This window comes from Actinomyces urogenitalis DSM 15434 (genome assembly GCF_000159035.1).
In the GTDB taxonomy this organism is placed as follows: domain Bacteria; phylum Actinomycetota; class Actinomycetes; order Actinomycetales; family Actinomycetaceae; genus Actinomyces; species Actinomyces urogenitalis.
The window spans coordinates 53,570-68,786 of the sequence record NZ_DS999576.1; the positions used below are offsets into that span (position 1 = coordinate 53,570).

The 15,217-nt window shown below is 70.2% G+C and carries 16 protein-coding genes and 1 tRNA gene; 13 read left to right on the forward strand and 4 right to left on the reverse strand.

The window, feature by feature from the left end; all coding sequences use genetic code 11:
- Position 1 precedes the first annotated feature (1 nt).
- The 8 genes from HMPREF0058_RS08450 to HMPREF0058_RS08485 all read left to right on the forward strand — a co-directional run bounded on the left by HMPREF0058_RS08450 (position 2) and on the right by HMPREF0058_RS08485 (position 8,281).
- On the forward strand, positions 2 to 1,039 hold the full coding sequence (locus HMPREF0058_RS08450) for an ROK family protein (RefSeq protein ID WP_006549358.1): 1,038 nt from the start codon (positions 2 to 4) through the stop codon (positions 1,037 to 1,039).
- On the forward strand, positions 1,036 to 1,737 hold the full coding sequence (locus HMPREF0058_RS08455; protein ID WP_006549359.1) for an N-acetylmannosamine-6-phosphate 2-epimerase: 702 nt from the start codon (positions 1,036 to 1,038) through the stop codon (positions 1,735 to 1,737). Before HMPREF0058_RS08450 ends, HMPREF0058_RS08455 begins: the two co-directional genes overlap by 4 nt.
- A 304-nt stretch (positions 1,738 to 2,041) precedes the next feature.
- The gene (locus tag HMPREF0058_RS08460; RefSeq protein ID WP_006549360.1) at positions 2,042 to 2,323 is read left to right on the forward strand and encodes an HU family DNA-binding protein; all 282 of its coding nucleotides are present in this window, start codon (positions 2,042 to 2,044) and stop codon (positions 2,321 to 2,323) included.
- A gap of 152 nt (positions 2,324 to 2,475) precedes the next feature.
- Entirely contained in the window at positions 2,476 to 3,351 is an 876-nt protein-coding gene (locus HMPREF0058_RS08465; protein ID WP_006549361.1) for an ABC transporter ATP-binding protein, read from the forward strand.
- Positions 3,327 to 5,030 carry a hypothetical protein gene (locus HMPREF0058_RS08470; protein ID WP_006549362.1) on the forward strand — a complete coding sequence of 568 codons (1,704 nt, stop codon included), beginning with the start codon at positions 3,327 to 3,329 and terminating at the stop codon, positions 5,028 to 5,030. Before HMPREF0058_RS08465 ends, HMPREF0058_RS08470 begins: the two co-directional genes overlap by 25 nt.
- A 198-nt stretch (positions 5,031 to 5,228) precedes the next feature.
- Positions 5,229 to 5,963, forward strand: a complete 735-nt coding sequence (gene nagB, locus HMPREF0058_RS08475; protein ID WP_006549363.1) for a glucosamine-6-phosphate deaminase — start codon at positions 5,229 to 5,231, stop codon at positions 5,961 to 5,963.
- 120 nt (positions 5,964 to 6,083) lie between these two features.
- Positions 6,084 to 6,461, forward strand: a complete 378-nt coding sequence (locus HMPREF0058_RS08480; protein WP_006549364.1) for a DUF3039 domain-containing protein — start codon at positions 6,084 to 6,086, stop codon at positions 6,459 to 6,461.
- 65 nt (positions 6,462 to 6,526) lie between these two features.
- Positions 6,527 to 8,281 carry a DEAD/DEAH box helicase gene (locus HMPREF0058_RS08485; protein WP_180950832.1) on the forward strand — a complete coding sequence of 585 codons (1,755 nt, stop codon included), beginning with the start codon at positions 6,527 to 6,529 and terminating at the stop codon, positions 8,279 to 8,281.
- Here HMPREF0058_RS08485 and HMPREF0058_RS08490 read toward each other — a convergent pair.
- Complete coding sequence (locus HMPREF0058_RS08490; RefSeq protein WP_006549366.1) at positions 8,278 to 9,708, reverse strand: nicotinate phosphoribosyltransferase; 1,431 nt, start codon at positions 9,706 to 9,708, stop codon at positions 8,278 to 8,280. The genes HMPREF0058_RS08485 and HMPREF0058_RS08490 overlap by 4 nt on opposite strands.
- 114 nt (positions 9,709 to 9,822) lie before the next feature.
- Here HMPREF0058_RS08490 and clpS point away from each other — a divergent pair, with 114 nt between their 5' ends.
- The 5 genes from clpS to HMPREF0058_RS08515 are packed head-to-tail and all read left to right on the forward strand — an operon-like array spanning position 9,823 to position 13,134.
- Positions 9,823 to 10,152, forward strand: coding sequence for an ATP-dependent Clp protease adapter ClpS (gene clpS, locus HMPREF0058_RS08495; RefSeq protein ID WP_006549367.1), 330 nt, complete (start codon positions 9,823 to 9,825; stop codon positions 10,150 to 10,152).
- Complete coding sequence (locus HMPREF0058_RS08500; RefSeq protein ID WP_006549368.1) at positions 10,152 to 10,832, forward strand: DUF2017 family protein; 681 nt, start codon at positions 10,152 to 10,154, stop codon at positions 10,830 to 10,832. The genes clpS and HMPREF0058_RS08500 overlap by 1 nt, the downstream gene beginning before the upstream one ends.
- A 31-nt stretch (positions 10,833 to 10,863) precedes the next feature.
- Positions 10,864 to 11,685, forward strand: a complete 822-nt coding sequence (gene murI / locus HMPREF0058_RS08505) for a glutamate racemase (protein ID WP_034236930.1) — start codon at positions 10,864 to 10,866, stop codon at positions 11,683 to 11,685.
- A 35-nt stretch (positions 11,686 to 11,720) separates the two neighbouring features.
- Positions 11,721 to 12,551, forward strand: coding sequence for an MBL fold metallo-hydrolase (locus HMPREF0058_RS08510; RefSeq protein WP_006549370.1), 831 nt, complete (start codon positions 11,721 to 11,723; stop codon positions 12,549 to 12,551).
- 1 nt (position 12,552) lies between these two features.
- Positions 12,553 to 13,134 carry a hypothetical protein gene (locus HMPREF0058_RS08515; RefSeq protein WP_006549371.1) on the forward strand — a complete coding sequence of 194 codons (582 nt, stop codon included), beginning with the start codon at positions 12,553 to 12,555 and terminating at the stop codon, positions 13,132 to 13,134.
- Between the two features lie 130 nt (positions 13,135 to 13,264).
- Here the strand turns inward: HMPREF0058_RS08515 and rdgB are convergent, their stop codons facing one another.
- From rdgB to HMPREF0058_RS08530, 3 genes are all read right to left on the reverse strand, one after another.
- Positions 13,265 to 13,945, reverse strand: a complete 681-nt coding sequence (rdgB, locus tag HMPREF0058_RS08520) for an RdgB/HAM1 family non-canonical purine NTP pyrophosphatase (RefSeq protein ID WP_006549372.1) — start codon at positions 13,943 to 13,945, stop codon at positions 13,265 to 13,267.
- Between the two features lie 8 nt (positions 13,946 to 13,953).
- Complete coding sequence (rph, locus tag HMPREF0058_RS08525) at positions 13,954 to 14,745, reverse strand: ribonuclease PH (protein ID WP_006549373.1); 792 nt, start codon at positions 14,743 to 14,745, stop codon at positions 13,954 to 13,956.
- Between the two features lie 256 nt (positions 14,746 to 15,001).
- A tRNA-Leu gene (locus HMPREF0058_RS08530) sits at positions 15,002 to 15,085 on the reverse strand.
- Between the last annotated feature and the right edge of the window lie 132 nt (positions 15,086 to 15,217).

Genomic DNA, 15,217 nt, shown 5'->3' on the forward strand with positions numbered 1-15,217 from the left:
CATGAGCACGCGGGACGACTCGCGCCCGGGCACCGAGGAGGATCCTGTCCTCGTTGGTGTGGACCTCGGAGGGACCAAGATCGCCGCCTGCCTGGTGACGGTCAGTGGTCAGCTGCGAGGCGAGGTCCACCAGGTCCCCACTCCTGGGCGGGAGGGTCCCGCGGCCATGCTCGCTGCGATCGCCGGGCTAGTCGGCCAGGTCGTCGCCGCTGGCACCCATGGCGGGCGCTCGCCCCGCCCACTGGCGGTCGGGATCGGCTCGGCCGGCATCATTGACGCACGCAGCGGGGTGGTGCTCTCGGCCACCGACGCGATCGCCGGGTGGCCGGGGACGAACGTGGCCGACGGCGTGGCTCGCCTCCTGCCCGGTGCCGGGGTGCTGGCCCCTGACGGCCAGGCACCGCTCGTGCACGTCGATAACGACGTCAACGCCTACGCGGCTGGCGAGGCGTGGCTGGGAGCCGGGCACGGGGCCTCTAGCGCCCTGGTCGTAGCGGTAGGCACCGGGGTCGGCGGTGCGCTGGTCCTGGGCGGAGCTGTGCATCACGGCACCCACTTCCTGGCCGGCGAGATCGGGCACATGCCGAGCCAGGCCGCGGCGGGCGAGCCGTGCACCTGCGGCAAGTCCGGTCACCTGGAGGCCGTAGCTGCCGGCCCGCAGATCGCTCGCCGTTACCGCGAGGCCACGGGGGAGACCTCGGTGACCACGGCGCTGGAGGTTGAGCGCCGCGCGCAGGGTGGCGACGTCGTCGCGCAGCGGGTCTATGAGGAGGCCGCGGTCGCGCTGGGGCGGGGCATCGCCCAGATCGTCACGGCGGTGGACCCGCAGCGCGTCATCATCTCCGGAGGACTCGCACGCTCCGGGGACCTGTGGTGGCAGCCGCTGCGACGCACGGTGGCTGACGAGCTCATCGAGCTCATCGCGGACTCGACTGAGCTGCTTCCTGCAACGTTGGGGACGACGGCGCCGATCATCGGCGCCGCGCACGAGGCCTGGCTGCGTCTGCCGCAGGCTGCTGGTGAGAGGAACGAGGCATGATGACGAGCACGATGACCAAGACCGAGATCCTTGACCGGCTGCGCGGTGGGCTCATCGCCTCTGCCCAGGCCTATCCGGGCGAGCCGATGCGTGACCCGCGCACGATGGACGAGGTAGCGCAGGCCTGCGTGGCCGGCGGCGCCGTCGGCATCCGTGCCCAGGGACTGGCCGACCTGGCCCTGATCACCCAGCACGTGGACGTCCCGGTGATCGGACTGTGGAAGGACGGGCACGACGGGGTCTTCATCACCCCAACCCTCACCCACGCCGTGGCCGTGGCTGCCACCGGCTGCCAGATCGTGGCGATGGACGCCACCCGCAGGCCCCGCCCTGACGGGCGGACCTTTGCTCAGACCGTCGCAGGCCTGAAGGAAGCATTCCCCTCCGTGCTCGTCATGGCCGACTGCGGGTGCCTGGAGGACGCCCAGGCGGCCCAGGACGGGGGAACGGACATGCTGGGTACCACGCTGGCTGGCTACACCGGGGACCGGCCCAAGACCGACGGCCCGGATATCGAGCTGGTGGACCAGGTCGCGGCCATCGCCCAGGTCCCGCTCATCGTCGAGGGGCGGGTTCACACGCCTGAGCAGGCTCGCACCGTCATGGAGCACGGGGCCTTCGCCGTGGTGGTCGGTACCGCGATCACCCATCCCACGACCATCACCTCCTGGTTCGTCGACGCCGTCGCCCGTCACTGACGGCGGCTGAGTCCTCCCGCACCGCACCACGGTGGGCCGGTCCCTACGCTGTAGCGCGCAGGGGCCGGCCCACTGTCGTGTGATCCTCATGTGGCTGGCGGGCCTGAGTGGGGGCAGGGCGCAGTCTCATCGGGTTGTGGTTGGTGTGACACATGTGACCCAAGAGGCAGCGTCGGAGTGAAAAGTGACGTTCTCCGCCCCGAATCTGTCCGCCGTATCTGACAAAACCGCCGTTTTATGCATAGCGTTACGGCCAGCGGCACCGAACCGACCGGTGCCCACCCACGAACTGAGAGGCAGATACATGTCCGTCAACCGCACTGAGCTCATCGCCGCCATCGCCGAGAAGGCTGGCCTGACCAAGACCGACGCCGACGCCTTCCTCGGCGCTTTCCAGGAGGTCCTGGTTGAGAACGTCGCCAAGGGCGAGGCTGTCAAGATCACGGGTCTCATGGGCGTCGAGCGCGTCGAGCGCGCTGCTCGCACCGGCCGCAACCCCCGCACCGGTGAGGAGATCCAGATCCCGGCTGGCTACGGCGTCAAGCTGACCGTCGGCTCCGCCCTGAAGAAGGCCGTCGCCAAGTGACGATCCGCTGACCTCCTCGCCTGGCGAGGACGTCGCGAGCGAGGGCGTGCCACCACGGCTGGTGGCACGCCTTCGTCGTCTGTCCGGGCAGGACAGGGCAGATCCTCCAAGGGGAGGAGGACGGTGTCGGTGTCTCTCCGTAAGGTGTGGCTATGAGCCAGAGCACGCCTTTCGACGCCGTCCCTCCAGCAGGCCCAGGCGGCGAGCACCCCTCCGCCTGGCAGCCGGCCCCTGACGCCGCAGCCCCCGTGAGCGCACCGGAGGCGAGCGTGCCCGCGCTGGTCTGCCAAGGGCTGTGCAAGGCCTTTGGACAGAAGCTTGCGGTGGACCATCTCACTCTGACGGTGCCGGCTGGCTCGGTCTACGGCGTGGTGGGGCCCAACGGCGCCGGCAAGACAACCACCCTGTCCATGGCCACCGGCCTACTCGTCCCGGACGCTGGCCGCGTCCTGGTCCACGGGGCGGACGTGTGGCGGGAGCCTGGCCGGGCCAAGGCCCTGCTGGGCGTCCTCCCCGATGGCCTGCGCACCTTTGACCGGCTCAGTGGCCTGGACCTGGTGACCTACTCAGGCCTCCTGCGTGGACTGGACCGCGAGGTCGTGGTGCCGCGGGCCATCCAGCTCCTCCACGTCCTGGGGCTGTGGGAGGCGGGTACCACGCTGGTGGCCGACTACTCCGCCGGCATGCGCAAGAAGGTCCACCTGGCCTGCGCTCTGGTGCACTCTCCCTCCGTCCTGGTCCTGGACGAGCCCTTCGAGGCCGTGGACCCCGTCTCGGCCCAGACCATCCAGGGGCTGCTGACAGACTTCGCCGGCGCCGGGGGCACGGTCATCATTTCCAGCCACGTCATGGCCACGGTGCAGCGCTTCTGCAGCCACGTCGCGGTCATCGCCGCCGGCCGGGTCCTGGCGGCAGGGGCCACGCAGGAGGTTGCGGCCGGGCAGGACCTGGACACGCGCTTTGCCCAGCTGGTCGGGGCGCCGGCAACGCGGGAGGAGCTGTCGTGGTTGCGACCCTCGTCCGTCTGAGGTGGCGGCTGACTGTCAACGGGTTGCTGCGCAACGTCTGGGCGGTCATCGGCACGATCGTCGGCGTGCTCTACGGCCTGGGCGGGCTGGCCCTGGTCGGCGCTCTCGCCGTCGCGCTGGGCCAGGCCTCGCCGGAGGCCATCGCTGCGGTGCTGGCGGTTGCCGGTGCGCTGGTGGTGGCGGGCTGGACCCTGCTGCCGCTGCTGCTCACCGGTGCCGACTCCACCCTGGACCCCCGGGCCATGGCGGCCTGGACCGCTCCGTCGCGCGCGCTGGCCCGTGGACTGGCCGTGGCGGGAGCAGCCGGGATCCCCGGCATCCTCACGGGCCTTGGGCTGCTCCTTCCGGCCGTGTCCTGGGCCTGCGCCGGGCAGTGGGCAGCGGCCGGGCTCGCGCTCGTCCTGGCTCCGGTGGCGCTGGCAACCTGTGTGCTGCTCAGCCGCGTCGTCGTCATCGGTGCAGGTGTCTCCCAGTCTCGGCGAGGCAGGGAGATCGCGGGCCTCGTGGGCGTGCTGCTCCTCCTGGGCGTGGCGCTGGCCCCCTCCTTCCTGCAGAACGTCAGCCTGGGGGCTGACGCCGTGCAGTCGCTGCGTCACGTCGGCACCGTGATCGGGCTGACCCCGCTCGGGTGGGCGCTCGCAGCGCCGGGATACCTGGCACAGGGGTCCTTCCTCGTGGCGACGGCGCTGACCGTCCTAGCGATCGCCCTGCCAGTGGCGCTCATGCCTGCCTGGGGCAAGGTGGTGACGCGGGCAATGACCGGGCCAGAGCGCAGCCGGTCTCGCCGCCGCTCCTATGACAGCGTCAAGGTCGCCCGCGAGGCCGGCGAGGCTCAGCAGGGCGGGGTGGACCCGCTGCCCTGGCAGCGGTGCCTGGGACACCTCGTTCCTGGTCCGGCAGCCGCTGTGGCCGCACGGTGCCTGCGTTACTGGCGAAGCGATCCGCGTTATCTCTCCCAGCTCATCAGCCTGCTCCTGCTGCCGACGGTGTTCACCTTCGTCTTCGTTCGCTCGGTGGGCTCGGCCGCCGGACAGGACTCCTCCATGGCGTGGGGGCAGGCACCTGTCACGGTGGTGGGGGCTGCCCTGCTCCTCGCCCTTTTCTCAGGGTGGATGCTCCATGACGACCTCGCTATGGACTCCACCGCCGTGTGGCAGCTCATCTCCGCCGGCACTCCTGGACGTCACGACCGCCTGGGGCGCATGGTGGCGGCAGCCCTGTGGCAGGTCCCGCTCATCGTGATGGTCCTGCTCCTGACCGCGGCCTACGCCGCGCGGTGGGAGACCGTGCCGGCCGTGGCAGGCACGAGCCTGGCCCTGTACGGCGTCGGTCACGCCTGGTCCGCGATCTCCAGCGTCGTCATGCCCTATGAGACCAACGCGCCGGGGGACAGCCCCTGGAAGTCGCGAGGATCCGGGATGACCCTGATTCTCAGTCTGCTGCAGCTCCTCGGCTTCGTCGTCATCATCGCGGCGAGCTCACCCGTCATCGCTGGCCTGGTATGGATCGCGGTCTCCGGCTCCTGGGCGTGGGGGTGGCTGGTACTGGTGGTTGGTGCGCTCTGGGGCCTCGGGGCGGCATGGATCGGCATGGTCCACGGCGGGCGAGCGCTGGACGATCGCGGGGCGCGGGTCCTGACGACGATCCGCTCCTGGCCCGGGCACGAGGAGACACGTTAGACCTGGCAGGCCAGGAGCCTGCGTGGGGCGGGCCGGGCGCCGCAGCATGCGCCTGGCCCGATCACCGAGGACGCGACCGTCTCGGCGGCGCAGACGCATGGTCCCAGGACGTCTGATGTCCTGATGGGTGGGGCTATCATGGGTGCTGGTGCACGGACGCACCCGGCTACGGCCGTGACGTCTCATCTGAGGAGAACAATGAAGCTCGTCGTCCTCGACACTGCCGAGCAGATCGCTTCCACCGCCGCCGACGCGATCGAGGAGCTGCTGACGGCCAAGCCGGACGCCGTCCTCGGAACTGCCACGGGTTCCAGCCCCCTGCCCCTGTACGACGAGCTGGTGCGCCGCTACGAGGCCGGCCGGATCTCCTTTAAGGAAGTCACCGGCTTCATGCTCGATGAGTACGTCGGCCTTCCCGAGGGCCACCCTGAGCGTTACGCCACCTTCATGGAGCGCAACCTGCGCTCGCGGGTGGACATGCGTCCTGGTTCCCTCCACGGCCCGGACGCGTTGTCAGCGGACCTAGAGGTGGCCTGCGCCGGCTATGAGGAGCGTATGGCCGCGGCCGGGTACTGCGACCTGCAGATCCTGGGCATCGGCTCGGACGGTCACATCGGCTTCAACGAGCCCGGCGGCCCGCTGGACTCGCGCACGCACATTGACGTCCTGACCGAGCAGACGCGCCGGGACAACGCCCGCTTCTTCAACGGGGACATTGACGCCGTCCCCACCCACTGCATCACCCAGGGCTTGGCCACCATCATGGAGGCGCGTCAGCTGGTTCTCATCGCCACCGGCGAGAACAAGGCTGAGGCGATCCACCAGCTGGTCGAAGGCGAGGTGAGCGAGCAGTGGCCAGCCACGGTCATGCAGCGCCACGCCAACGCCCTGGTGCTGGTTGACCCGGCGGCCGCCTCGCGCCTGAGCCACTGAGCGTTCCTCGTCCTTTGACGCAGCCGGGGCCCGCGGGGGAGGTGAGCGTGCGCGCAGCGAGAGAGTTTCCACAGGCCCGAGCCAGGACCACCCCTGCGCGCCCGTCCTACACTGGGACGCATGACTGAGTCCCTTGAGCAGATGACGGCGAGCACCGACTCCGGCCCTGGCGAGCCCGGCCGCCCGCTCTCGGACCCGTCCACCGGCGTCTCGACCGGTACCGCGGTGCTAGAGCGCGAGGAGCTCCAGTCCACCGACGACGGCGACGCTGACCGCTTCGCCCACTACGTGCGCAAGGACAAGATCGCGGCCGCAGCCGCGACCGGACGCCCCGTCGTCGCCCTGTGCGGCAAGGTCTGGACGCCCGGGCGTGATCCGTCAAAGTACCCGGTGTGCCCCACGTGCAAGCAGATCTACGAGCAGATGCGTGAGGGTGGCGACTCCGGCGGCAAGGGACCGCGTTTCCCCCGCTTCCCCTTCTCCCGAGGCGGTCAGTGAGCGGCGCGCGTCGCAACCAGGCAGCGAGCAACCCGACCCAGCCTTCTATCTTCGCCGCGGAGACGATGCCGCCGGCCTACCCGCGTCGTGCCGCCTGGGGCACGGCGGGGTCACTGCGCGCCTGGCAGGCCGCGGCGCTGAAGAAGTACCTGGAGACCATGCCCGAGGACTTCCTCGCCGTGGCCACCCCAGGCGCTGGTAAGACCACCTTCGCGCTGCGCATCGCCACCGAGCTGCTCAGCACGGGTGACGTTCACCAGGTCACCGTCGTGTGCCCGACCGAGCACCTGAAGTACCAGTGGGCGGAGGCCGCCGCACGCGTCGGGATCCACATCGACCCCTCCTTCACCAACAGCCAGGGGGCTCTCGGCTCCCGCTTTGACGGCGTGGCCCTGACCTACGCGCAGGTAGCGGCGAACCCCAACCTGCACCGTGCCCGCACCGACGCGCGGCGCACGCTGGTCATCATGGACGAGATCCACCACGGCGGTGACGCCCGCTCGTGGGGAGACGCCATCCGCGAGGCCTTCGCCCCCGCCCGGCGCCGGCTGGCGCTGACGGGTACGCCCTTCCGCTCGGACGAGTCGACGATTCCCTTCGTCCGCTACGTCGAGGAGACCGGCGGTATCAAGCGCTCGCGGGCCGACTACTCCTACGGCTACTCCGATGCCCTGCGCGACGGCGTCGTGCGCCCGGTGATGTTCATGACTTACTCCGGCGAAATGCGCTGGCGCACCAAGGCCGGTGACGAGGTGGCGGCGCGACTGGGTGAGCCCTTGACCAAGGACCTGGAGGCCCAGGCCTGGCGTACCGCGTTGGACCCCAAGGGGGAGTGGATCCCCTCAGTGCTGGCCGCGGCTGACCAGCGCCTGACCGAGGTGCGTCGTCAGGTCCCTGACGCCGGGGGCCTGGTCATCGCCACTGACCAGGCCAAGGCCCGCGCCTACGCCAAGCAGCTGCGCCAGATCACGGGCGAGGAACCGACCGTCGTCCTGTCTGACGACTCGGGCGCCTCCAGCCGGATCGAGACCTTCTCCGCCTCTACCGACCGCTGGATGGTTGCGGTGCGCATGGTCTCCGAGGGCGTGGACGTACCCCGCCTCGTCGTCGGCGTCTACGCCACCTCCACCTCCACGCCGCTGTTCTTCGCTCAGGCGGTGGGACGCTTTGTCCGCTCGCGCTCACGGGGCGAGACCGCCTCAGTCTTCCTGCCCTCCGTGGTGCCGCTGCTCAGTCTGGCCAACGAGCTGGAAGTGGCTCGCGACCACGTGCTGGGTAAGCGGTCTTCCTCCCAGGAGGACGACCTGTTCGGCGCCTACGCCGAGGACCGGCTGGTGGCTGAGGCCAACCAGGACGCCAAGGCCTCCGACGACCTGCTCGGCGGCTTCGAGGCGATGGACTCCACCGCTGAGTTCGACCGGGTCCTCTTCGATGGCGGAGAGTTCGGTACCGGCGCCATGGTCGGCAGCGTCGAGGAGCAGGAGTACCTGGGGCTTCCCGGGCTGCTGGAGCCTGAGCAGGTCACGGCCCTGCTGCGCCAGCGTCAGGACCGCCAGATCGCGGCGCAGAAGCGGGAGTCAGCGGCAGCGGCCAAGCGGCGCGCCAACTCCGGTATCGACGACGCTCGGCGCCGCCAGGCCGCTCGTAAAGAGCTCTCGCAGCTGGTGGCCGCCTGGGCCAGGCGCTCGGGGCAGCCTCACGGTGCGGTTCACAACGAGCTGCGACGTGTGTGTGGCGGCCCCGAGATCGCCCAGGCCTCCACCGAGCAGATCGAGAAGCGCGTAGCGACGCTGCGCCGCTGGTTCGTCGGCAAGCGCTAGCCGCGCAGGGTCTGACGGCCGTCCAGGTCCAGGTGACGGGTGGGCACGGCCGGCTCACCCTCGGACAGCCTCCAGGCGTCGTAGGGCAGCTCGGCGCGTGAGGCCCGGTGCCGCTCGGCGGCAGCCTGGAGCGCAGCCGGCCCACGGTGCTCCTCGTTGACGACGCCGTCGCGCACGAGCTCGACCTGCAAGGGGCGTGCTCCGGCATCGTGCAGGGCCGCCAGGGCCTCGCCCTGCTCGCGTGCCGAGACCACCAGCTCCTCGGCCGCTGTGCCGGTGGCGTCCAGGACGCGCCCGGCCCACTTGCGGCCGCCCACGGTCGACTTGCCTCCGGTGGAGAACTTCGCGACCTCCTGCATGACGCCGTCGGCGTCGGCGCGCTCGACCAGCTTGTAGACCAGGGCTGCGGTGGGGCGCCCGGAGCCGGTGACCAGCTTGGTACCCACACCGTAGGAGTCCACGGGGGCAGCCCCCAGCGCGGCGATGGCGTACTCATCCAGGTCATTGGTGACCGTGATCTTCGTGCTCGTGGCCCCCAGGGCGTCAAGCTGCTGACGCGCCTTGAAAGCCTCGGCGACGAGGTCGCCGGAGTCCAGGCGCACCGCTCCCAGTTCCCCGCCGCCGGCGCGGGCAGCCTTGACCGCCCTCTCGATACCGCGCTCGATGTCATAGGTATCGACCAGGATCGTCGTGTCGTGGCCCAGTGAGGCGACCTGGGCGGCGAAGGCCTCCTCCTCGCTGTCATGCAGGAGGGTGAAGGAGTGGGCGGAGGTGCCGACGGTGCGGATGCCGTAGCGCATGCCGGCCTCTAGGTCGCTGGTACCGACGAAGCCTCCGACGACGGCGGCGCGGGCCGCAGAGACGGCAGCGCGCTCGTGAGCACGGCGGGCACCGAAGTCCACGCAGGGGCGCCCGTGGGCGGCGATGACCATGCGCGAGGCGGCTGAGGCAACGGCGCAGTCATAGTTGTAGATGGACAGCGCCAGGGTCTCCAGGATGCAGGCCTCGGCGAAGGTGCCCTCCACGGTCAGCAGCGGGGAGCCGGAGAAGTAGCACTCGCCCTCGGCGTAGCCGCGGATGCTCCCTGAGAAGTGGTAGTCACGCAGGTAGTCCAGGGTGGCGTCGTCGACGACGCCGGTGGCGTGGAGGAAGTCGATCTGCTGAGGCGTGAAGGTGAAGCGCTCGATGGCGTCCAGCAGCCGGCCGGTGCCGGCGACCACTCCGTAGCGCCTGGATGAGGGCAGGGCTCGGCCGAAGATCTCGAAGACGCTGTGGCGCTCGGCGGTGCCGGCGGCCAGCGCCCCCTGGAGCATCGTCAGCTCGTACATGTCCGTCAGCAGTGCCGTGGAGGTCACCGCCGGAGCGTGCTGGGGGTCGATCGGGCTACCGGTGACCGCGTTGCGCGGAGTGGCCTTGCTGGGAGTCATGACACCAACCTAGTCCCCAGGCCCGCACGACGCACGAGACCGGGTCAGGCCGTAGGGTCAGGCGGCGGGCCAGGCTGCGGCAATCGTGTCTGACCCTCTCGATACCCTGGAGCCATGTCAGCCAGTGCACCCGTCGCCTCGCCCGACACCCGCGAGGACTCAGCCACCCAGCGCCTGGAGCGCTGGCGCACCGTGGTCCACGACGATCCGGTCAACACCATGGACTACGTCGTGTGGGTCTTCCGCAGCTACTTCCGCTTTCCGCTCTCGCTCGCCCACCAGCGCATGATGCAGGTCCACACCACCGGGCGCGCCATCGTCTCGCGCGGGCCTCGCGAGCGCATGGAGGTGGACGTCACCGCCATGCACTCCTACGGGCTGCGGGCCACGATTGAGCCCGACGGCGAGGATCCTGAGGGCGCTGAGGGGGAGGCGGGGGCCTGATGCAGCACTTCGTCCCTGCGACAGGAGGGTGGGAGAGCCTGGTGGAGGCCTGGGAGCGTGAGCTGATTGCGGGCCTCCTGGAGCAGGTGCTCTTCGTCCTGACCTCTCAGGGCGGGCCGAGCCAGGAGGCGCACAGACCGGGAACCGGGCAGCGCAGCGGTGAGAGCGAGCGTGACAGCCAGATCCTGGCCTCCCTCGACTTCGCGATGGAGGATGCCGCCGGGCAGTCCCGCACAACGCACTCGCCCCGGGCCGACGCGGAGCTCACGCCCCTGCTGGAGGTGCTTCTGCCGGAGGCCTCAGAGGACCCCCTCACCGCCGTCGAGGTCGCCTCGATCACCCGTGAGCGGCTGCGCTCCCTCAAGGTTGAACGGGCCCGGATCGTCATGGCTCAGCTGCGCGAGCCAACCGGCCAGGGTGCGAGCGTGCGGGTGGAGGCCGGCACGGAGCAGGACTGGCTCGGGGCGCTCAATGACCTGCGCCTGGTCCTGGCCCAGCGCCTCGGGATCGAGGACGCCCAGGCTGCCGAGGACGTCCACGCCGTCGCCTGGGAGGACCCGCCGCAGGAGGAGAGCGAGACCGAGCGCTCGCGGCGGGCGATGTCGATGGTCTACGACATGCTCACCTGGTGGCAGGAATCACTGCTGACCGTGCTGCTTAGCGGCGATGGGCCCGCCTAGTCTCGAAGGCGTGAATGACGCACCGATCGGGATGTTCGACTCCGGCGTCGGCGGCCTGACGGTAGCGCGTGCAGTCCTCGACCAGCTGCCGGGGGAGCAGGTGCTCTACATCGGGGACACCGAGCACTCCCCGTACGGGCCCCGACCGATCGACGAGGTCCGCGAGCTGGCACTGGCCGTCATGGACGAGCTGGTGGACTCCGGGGTCAAGATGCTGGTCATCGCCTGCAACACGGCCTCTGCCGCGGTGCTGCACGATGCCCGCCGTCGCTACACCCTGGGCAAGGGAGTGCCGGTGGTGGAGGTGATCCACCCCGCTGCCCGCGCGGCGGCGAGGGTGACGCGCAACGGCCGGATCGGGCTCATCGCCACCCAGGGCACGGTGGACTCCCGGGCCTACGCCGACGCCCTGGAGGCGGTTCCCGGCGTCGAGCTGCTGTCTACTGCGTGCCCGGACTTCGTTGAGCTGGCCGAGCGCGGCGTGACCACCGGGCCACAGGTGATGTCTCGGGCGGAGGAGTACCTGCTGCCGCTGCGAGAGGCCGGGGTGGACACGCTGATCCTGGGCTGCACCCACTACCCGTTGCTCATCGGCCCGATCTCCTACGTCATGGGCGAGGACGTCACCCTGGTGACCTCGAGCGAGGAGACCGCCAAGGACGTCTACCGCGGGCTGGCCAGCCAGGGCCTGCTGCGTGATCCCGACGCCCCGGCCCCGGTCCACGAGTTCCGTGCCACGGGTGACCCAGAGTCCTTCGCGGTCCTGGCACGTCGCTTCCTCGGCCCGGAGGTCACGCACGTCACCCGCTCCGGCCTGGGCACTGACAGCCCGCTCGGTGGCTCCACCCACTGACTCCGTCCCCTACCCCTTCCCATCCAAGGATCCTCATGAAGATCACCGTCATCGGCTGCACCGGAAGCATGTCTGGTCCGGACTCCTCAGCCTCGAGCTACCTCGTCCAGGCGCGGGGGATGTCAGCTGAGGGCACCGAACGCACCTACTCGGTGGTCCTGGACCTCGGGCCGGGTTCCATGGGGCAGATGCTGCGCTACATCGATCCGGCAGATCTCGATGCCCTGGTCATCTCCCACTGTCACGCCGACCACATGGTGGATCTGGTAGGGATGCACGTCTTCCGCCGGTGGAACCCCGCTGGCGCGCTGGGCCCGGTGCTGACCATCGGTCCTGCCGAGCTGCCCGCCCGTCTGCGCGGGGTGGACGGCACGAGTGAGGCGGAGACCTATGCCACCGAGTTCACCTTCCGTACGGCGGTGCCGGGGCAGAGCATCCAGATCGGACCGATGACCATCACCCCCTTTGAGGCTCTTCACCCGGTGGAGGCCTACGGCTACCGCATCGAGGGACCGAGTCAGTCCCTGGGGCAGGACGGTGTGCCGACGCGTGCCGCGATGGCCTTCACTGGTGACACCGACCTGACCGAGTCGATGATCGACATGGCTGACGGCGTGGATTTCCTCCTGGCGGAGGCGGCCTTCGTTGAGGGACGGGATACCGTGCGCGGGATGCACCTGACCGGCAAGCGCGCTGGTGAGCTGGCTGCGGGCACTGCCGGCCAGACCCCGCGCCGGCCGGTGGGGCACCTGGTTCTCACCCATATCCAGCCATGGACCGATCCGGGTGTACCGCTGCGCAATGCCGCCCACGTCTTTGACGGACCGCTGGAGGCGGCAACGGCAGGCGCGAGCTGGGAGATCTGAGATGGCAGGTGAGGACTCGCTGGAGCCAGGCACAGGCCGGGCCGGTGCCCAGGCAGAGGAGAAGGGCGCGGTCCGCCGTATCTCCTACACGCCTGCGGTGCCCGATGGTCCGGACTGCCCCTGGACCCGTGACCGACGCACGCGCTGGTGGCTCGTGGTCCCGGCGGACCTGCTCGCCGTCGTCCTCATCGCCTTCTTCGCCGCTGCCTGCGTGCATGACACCTCGCAGGCGCCTGAGCTGCTCGTCGGGGGCATCATCTCCCTGCTTGCCGGGTGGGTCGCCGCCTGGCTCCTGGCCCGCCCATCCGATCACCTGGAGACGGCCGGTCGCGACGGCGCGAGCGTCGTGGTTATGACCTGGCTGGTGTGGGTGGTCGCGCGCCTGGTGACAGGAGCCGACGGCGTCCTTGGCTTTGCCCTCATGCTCGCCTGCTTCATGGTCATCGTCATGGGTGGCTGGCGGTGGCTCTACGGCTTCGCTAAGGCCCAGGAGTCGTTGACGCCCAAGGCGATCCAGCGTCGCCTGGACGCACAGGAGGCGGCTGGCTCGCAGTCCGGCGCGTCCCAGGAGGACGAGGACTAGCCCCCCGCCGCTACTTGCCCGCCACCCTCGCCATCGCGACCGTGGTTTTGCGTGAGAAAACGGCCCCTACGCGATGCGTAGGGGCCGTTCCCGCACAGGAAACCACGGTCCTGAGGGCACCTGGGCGGGGTCAGGCCAGTAGATCCGCCAGAACCGGTGCCAGGTCCCGGAAGGCCTGGCCGCGGTGGGAGATGGCGTTCTTCTCCGCCGCACTCATCTGCGCGGTCGTCCGCCCGGCTGCGCCCGGCCGGTCCTCCTGGACCGGGACGAAGACGGGGTCGTAGCCAAAGCCTCCCTCACCCAGCGGGGCCGTGAGCAGGCGCCCCTCCATCGAGCGCTCCACCACCGTGACGGCCGGAGCCTGGTCCGCAGTGTCCTGGGCTGCCGGGGTCACTAGGACAGCGGCGCAGGTGAAACGGGCCGTACGGTGGGGATCGGCGATGTCGGAGAGCTGCGCGAGCAGGAGCTCTAGGTTGGCTGCGTCGTCGCCGTGATGGCCGCACCAGCGTGCCGAGAAGATCCCGGGTGCCCCGCCGAGCACGTCCACGCACAGGCCGGAGTCGTCAGCCACTGCCGGCAGGCCCGTGGCCGTGGCCAGCGCTCGCGCCTTGAGTTCAGCATTGGCAGCGAAGGTCAGCCCGTCCTCCACGGGCTCAGGAGCCTGGAGCGCGGCGGCAGAGATGATCTGCTCCGGTGCGAGGCCGGGGACCAGCGGCGTGAGGATTGCACGCAGCTCGGCCAGCTTGCCGGGGTTGTGGGTGGCGAGCACCAGCCGGGCGCCTGCGGGCACGGTGACCTGCGTCGTCGTCATCGCGCGCCTCAGGCGTCCTGGCCCGAGCGGACGGTGAAGGGCTCGTCGGACGGACCTGCCAGGACCGCCTTCTGCAGCTCGGCCAGCTCGCCGTTGCCCTTGGTAGCCAGGTCCAGCAGCGCGCAGAGCTCGTCCCGGTTGAAGGGGGCGTGCTCGGCCGTACCCTGAACCTCGATGAACTTGCCCGCACCGGTCTGGACGACGTTCATGTCCGTGTGGGCGCGCACGTCCTCCTCGTAGGGCAGGTCCAGGCAGGGAACGCCGTCGATGATCCCGACGCTGATGGCGGACAGTGAGTCAGCAATCACTGGCTTGCCGGCGCGTGGGCTGATCAGTCCCCGCTCAGTGCCCCAGGCCACCGCGTCGGCCAGGGCCACGTAGGCGCCGGTGACGGAGGCGGTGCGGGTGCCACCGTCGGCCTGCAGGACGTCGCAGTCCAGGGCGATGGTGTTCTCACCCAGGGCCGCGACGTCGACGACGCCGCGCAGGGCACGGCCGATAAGACGGGAGATCTCGTGGGTACGGCCGCCAACCTTGCCTCGCACGGACTCTCGGCCCGAGCGCTCGGAGCCGGCGCGCGGCAGCATGGCGTACTCGGCGGTCACCCAGCCCTCGCCGCTGCCCTTGCGCCAGCGGGGGACGCCCTCAGTGAAGGATGCGACGCACAGGACGCGAGTGCGGCCGAACTCGACCAGGACGCTGCCCTCGCCGTGCTCCTGCCAGCGGCGGGTGATGGTGACAGGGCGCAGCTCATCGGTGGCGCGCCCGTCCTTGCGGGTGAAGGTGGATGTAGAAGTCACGCCTGCAGCCTACCCGTAGGCCGCAGGCGAGCAGCAGGCTAGGCAACGCAGGCGGGTGAAGGCAGACGGGGGGAAGGGGATACGGGGGCGCAACCTTGAGCTGCGCCGGCGTCATCACTCACACGGACAACACGCCCAGGTCTTGATCGGCCGCGCACGGTGACGGACACGGACCTGGGGCATGCCTGGGCCAAGGCGTCGACGCTGCCGGCGTCCTCGCTCCGGCCCCTGCGTCATGCCACGAGGCGGGCTCGGTTGGTGCGCGAGATGGGACTCGAACCCACACGTCATGGACACTGGAACCTAAATCCAGCGCGTCTACCAATTCCGCCACTCGCGCTCGCGGGACAGCCTAGCGGTTCACGGCCCGAGCACCGAACTGGGCCGCAGCGCGCCCGAGCGAGAGCGAGGCTGGGGTTGTGGCGGCGCGAAACAGCGGACCGATGTAAGTTTGTCCGTGAAACCAATTGGG

Bases quoted from the DNA above. Each gene is read 5' to 3' on its own strand.
- HMPREF0058_RS08485 (WP_180950832.1), top strand. From the start codon at position 6,527: ATGCCGCCGGCCTACCCGCGTCGTGCCGCCTGGGGCACGGCGGGGTCA.
- HMPREF0058_RS08455 (WP_006549359.1), top strand. From the start codon at position 1,036: ATGATGACGAGCACGATGACCAAGACCGAGATCCTTGACCGGCTGCGC.
- HMPREF0058_RS08465 (WP_006549361.1), top strand. From the start codon at position 2,476: ATGAGCCAGAGCACGCCTTTCGACGCCGTCCCTCCAGCAGGCCCAGGC.
- nagB (WP_006549363.1), top strand. From the start codon at position 5,229: ATGAAGCTCGTCGTCCTCGACACTGCCGAGCAGATCGCTTCCACCGCC.
- clpS (WP_006549367.1), top strand. From the start codon at position 9,823: ATGTCAGCCAGTGCACCCGTCGCCTCGCCCGACACCCGCGAGGACTCA.
- HMPREF0058_RS08500 (WP_006549368.1), top strand. From the start codon at position 10,152: ATGCAGCACTTCGTCCCTGCGACAGGAGGGTGGGAGAGCCTGGTGGAG.
- HMPREF0058_RS08510 (WP_006549370.1), top strand. From the start codon at position 11,721: ATGAAGATCACCGTCATCGGCTGCACCGGAAGCATGTCTGGTCCGGAC.
- HMPREF0058_RS08490 (WP_006549366.1), bottom strand. From the start codon at position 9,708: ATGACTCCCAGCAAGGCCACTCCGCGCAACGCGGTCACCGGTAGCCCG.
- HMPREF0058_RS08515 (WP_006549371.1), top strand. From the start codon at position 12,553: ATGGCAGGTGAGGACTCGCTGGAGCCAGGCACAGGCCGGGCCGGTGCC.
- murI (WP_034236930.1), top strand. From the start codon at position 10,864: ATGTTCGACTCCGGCGTCGGCGGCCTGACGGTAGCGCGTGCAGTCCTC.
- HMPREF0058_RS08450 (WP_006549358.1), top strand. From the start codon at position 2: ATGAGCACGCGGGACGACTCGCGCCCGGGCACCGAGGAGGATCCTGTC.
- HMPREF0058_RS08480 (WP_006549364.1), top strand. From the start codon at position 6,084: ATGACTGAGTCCCTTGAGCAGATGACGGCGAGCACCGACTCCGGCCCT.
- rdgB (WP_006549372.1), bottom strand. From the start codon at position 13,945: ATGACGACGACGCAGGTCACCGTGCCCGCAGGCGCCCGGCTGGTGCTC.
- HMPREF0058_RS08460 (WP_006549360.1), top strand. From the start codon at position 2,042: ATGTCCGTCAACCGCACTGAGCTCATCGCCGCCATCGCCGAGAAGGCT.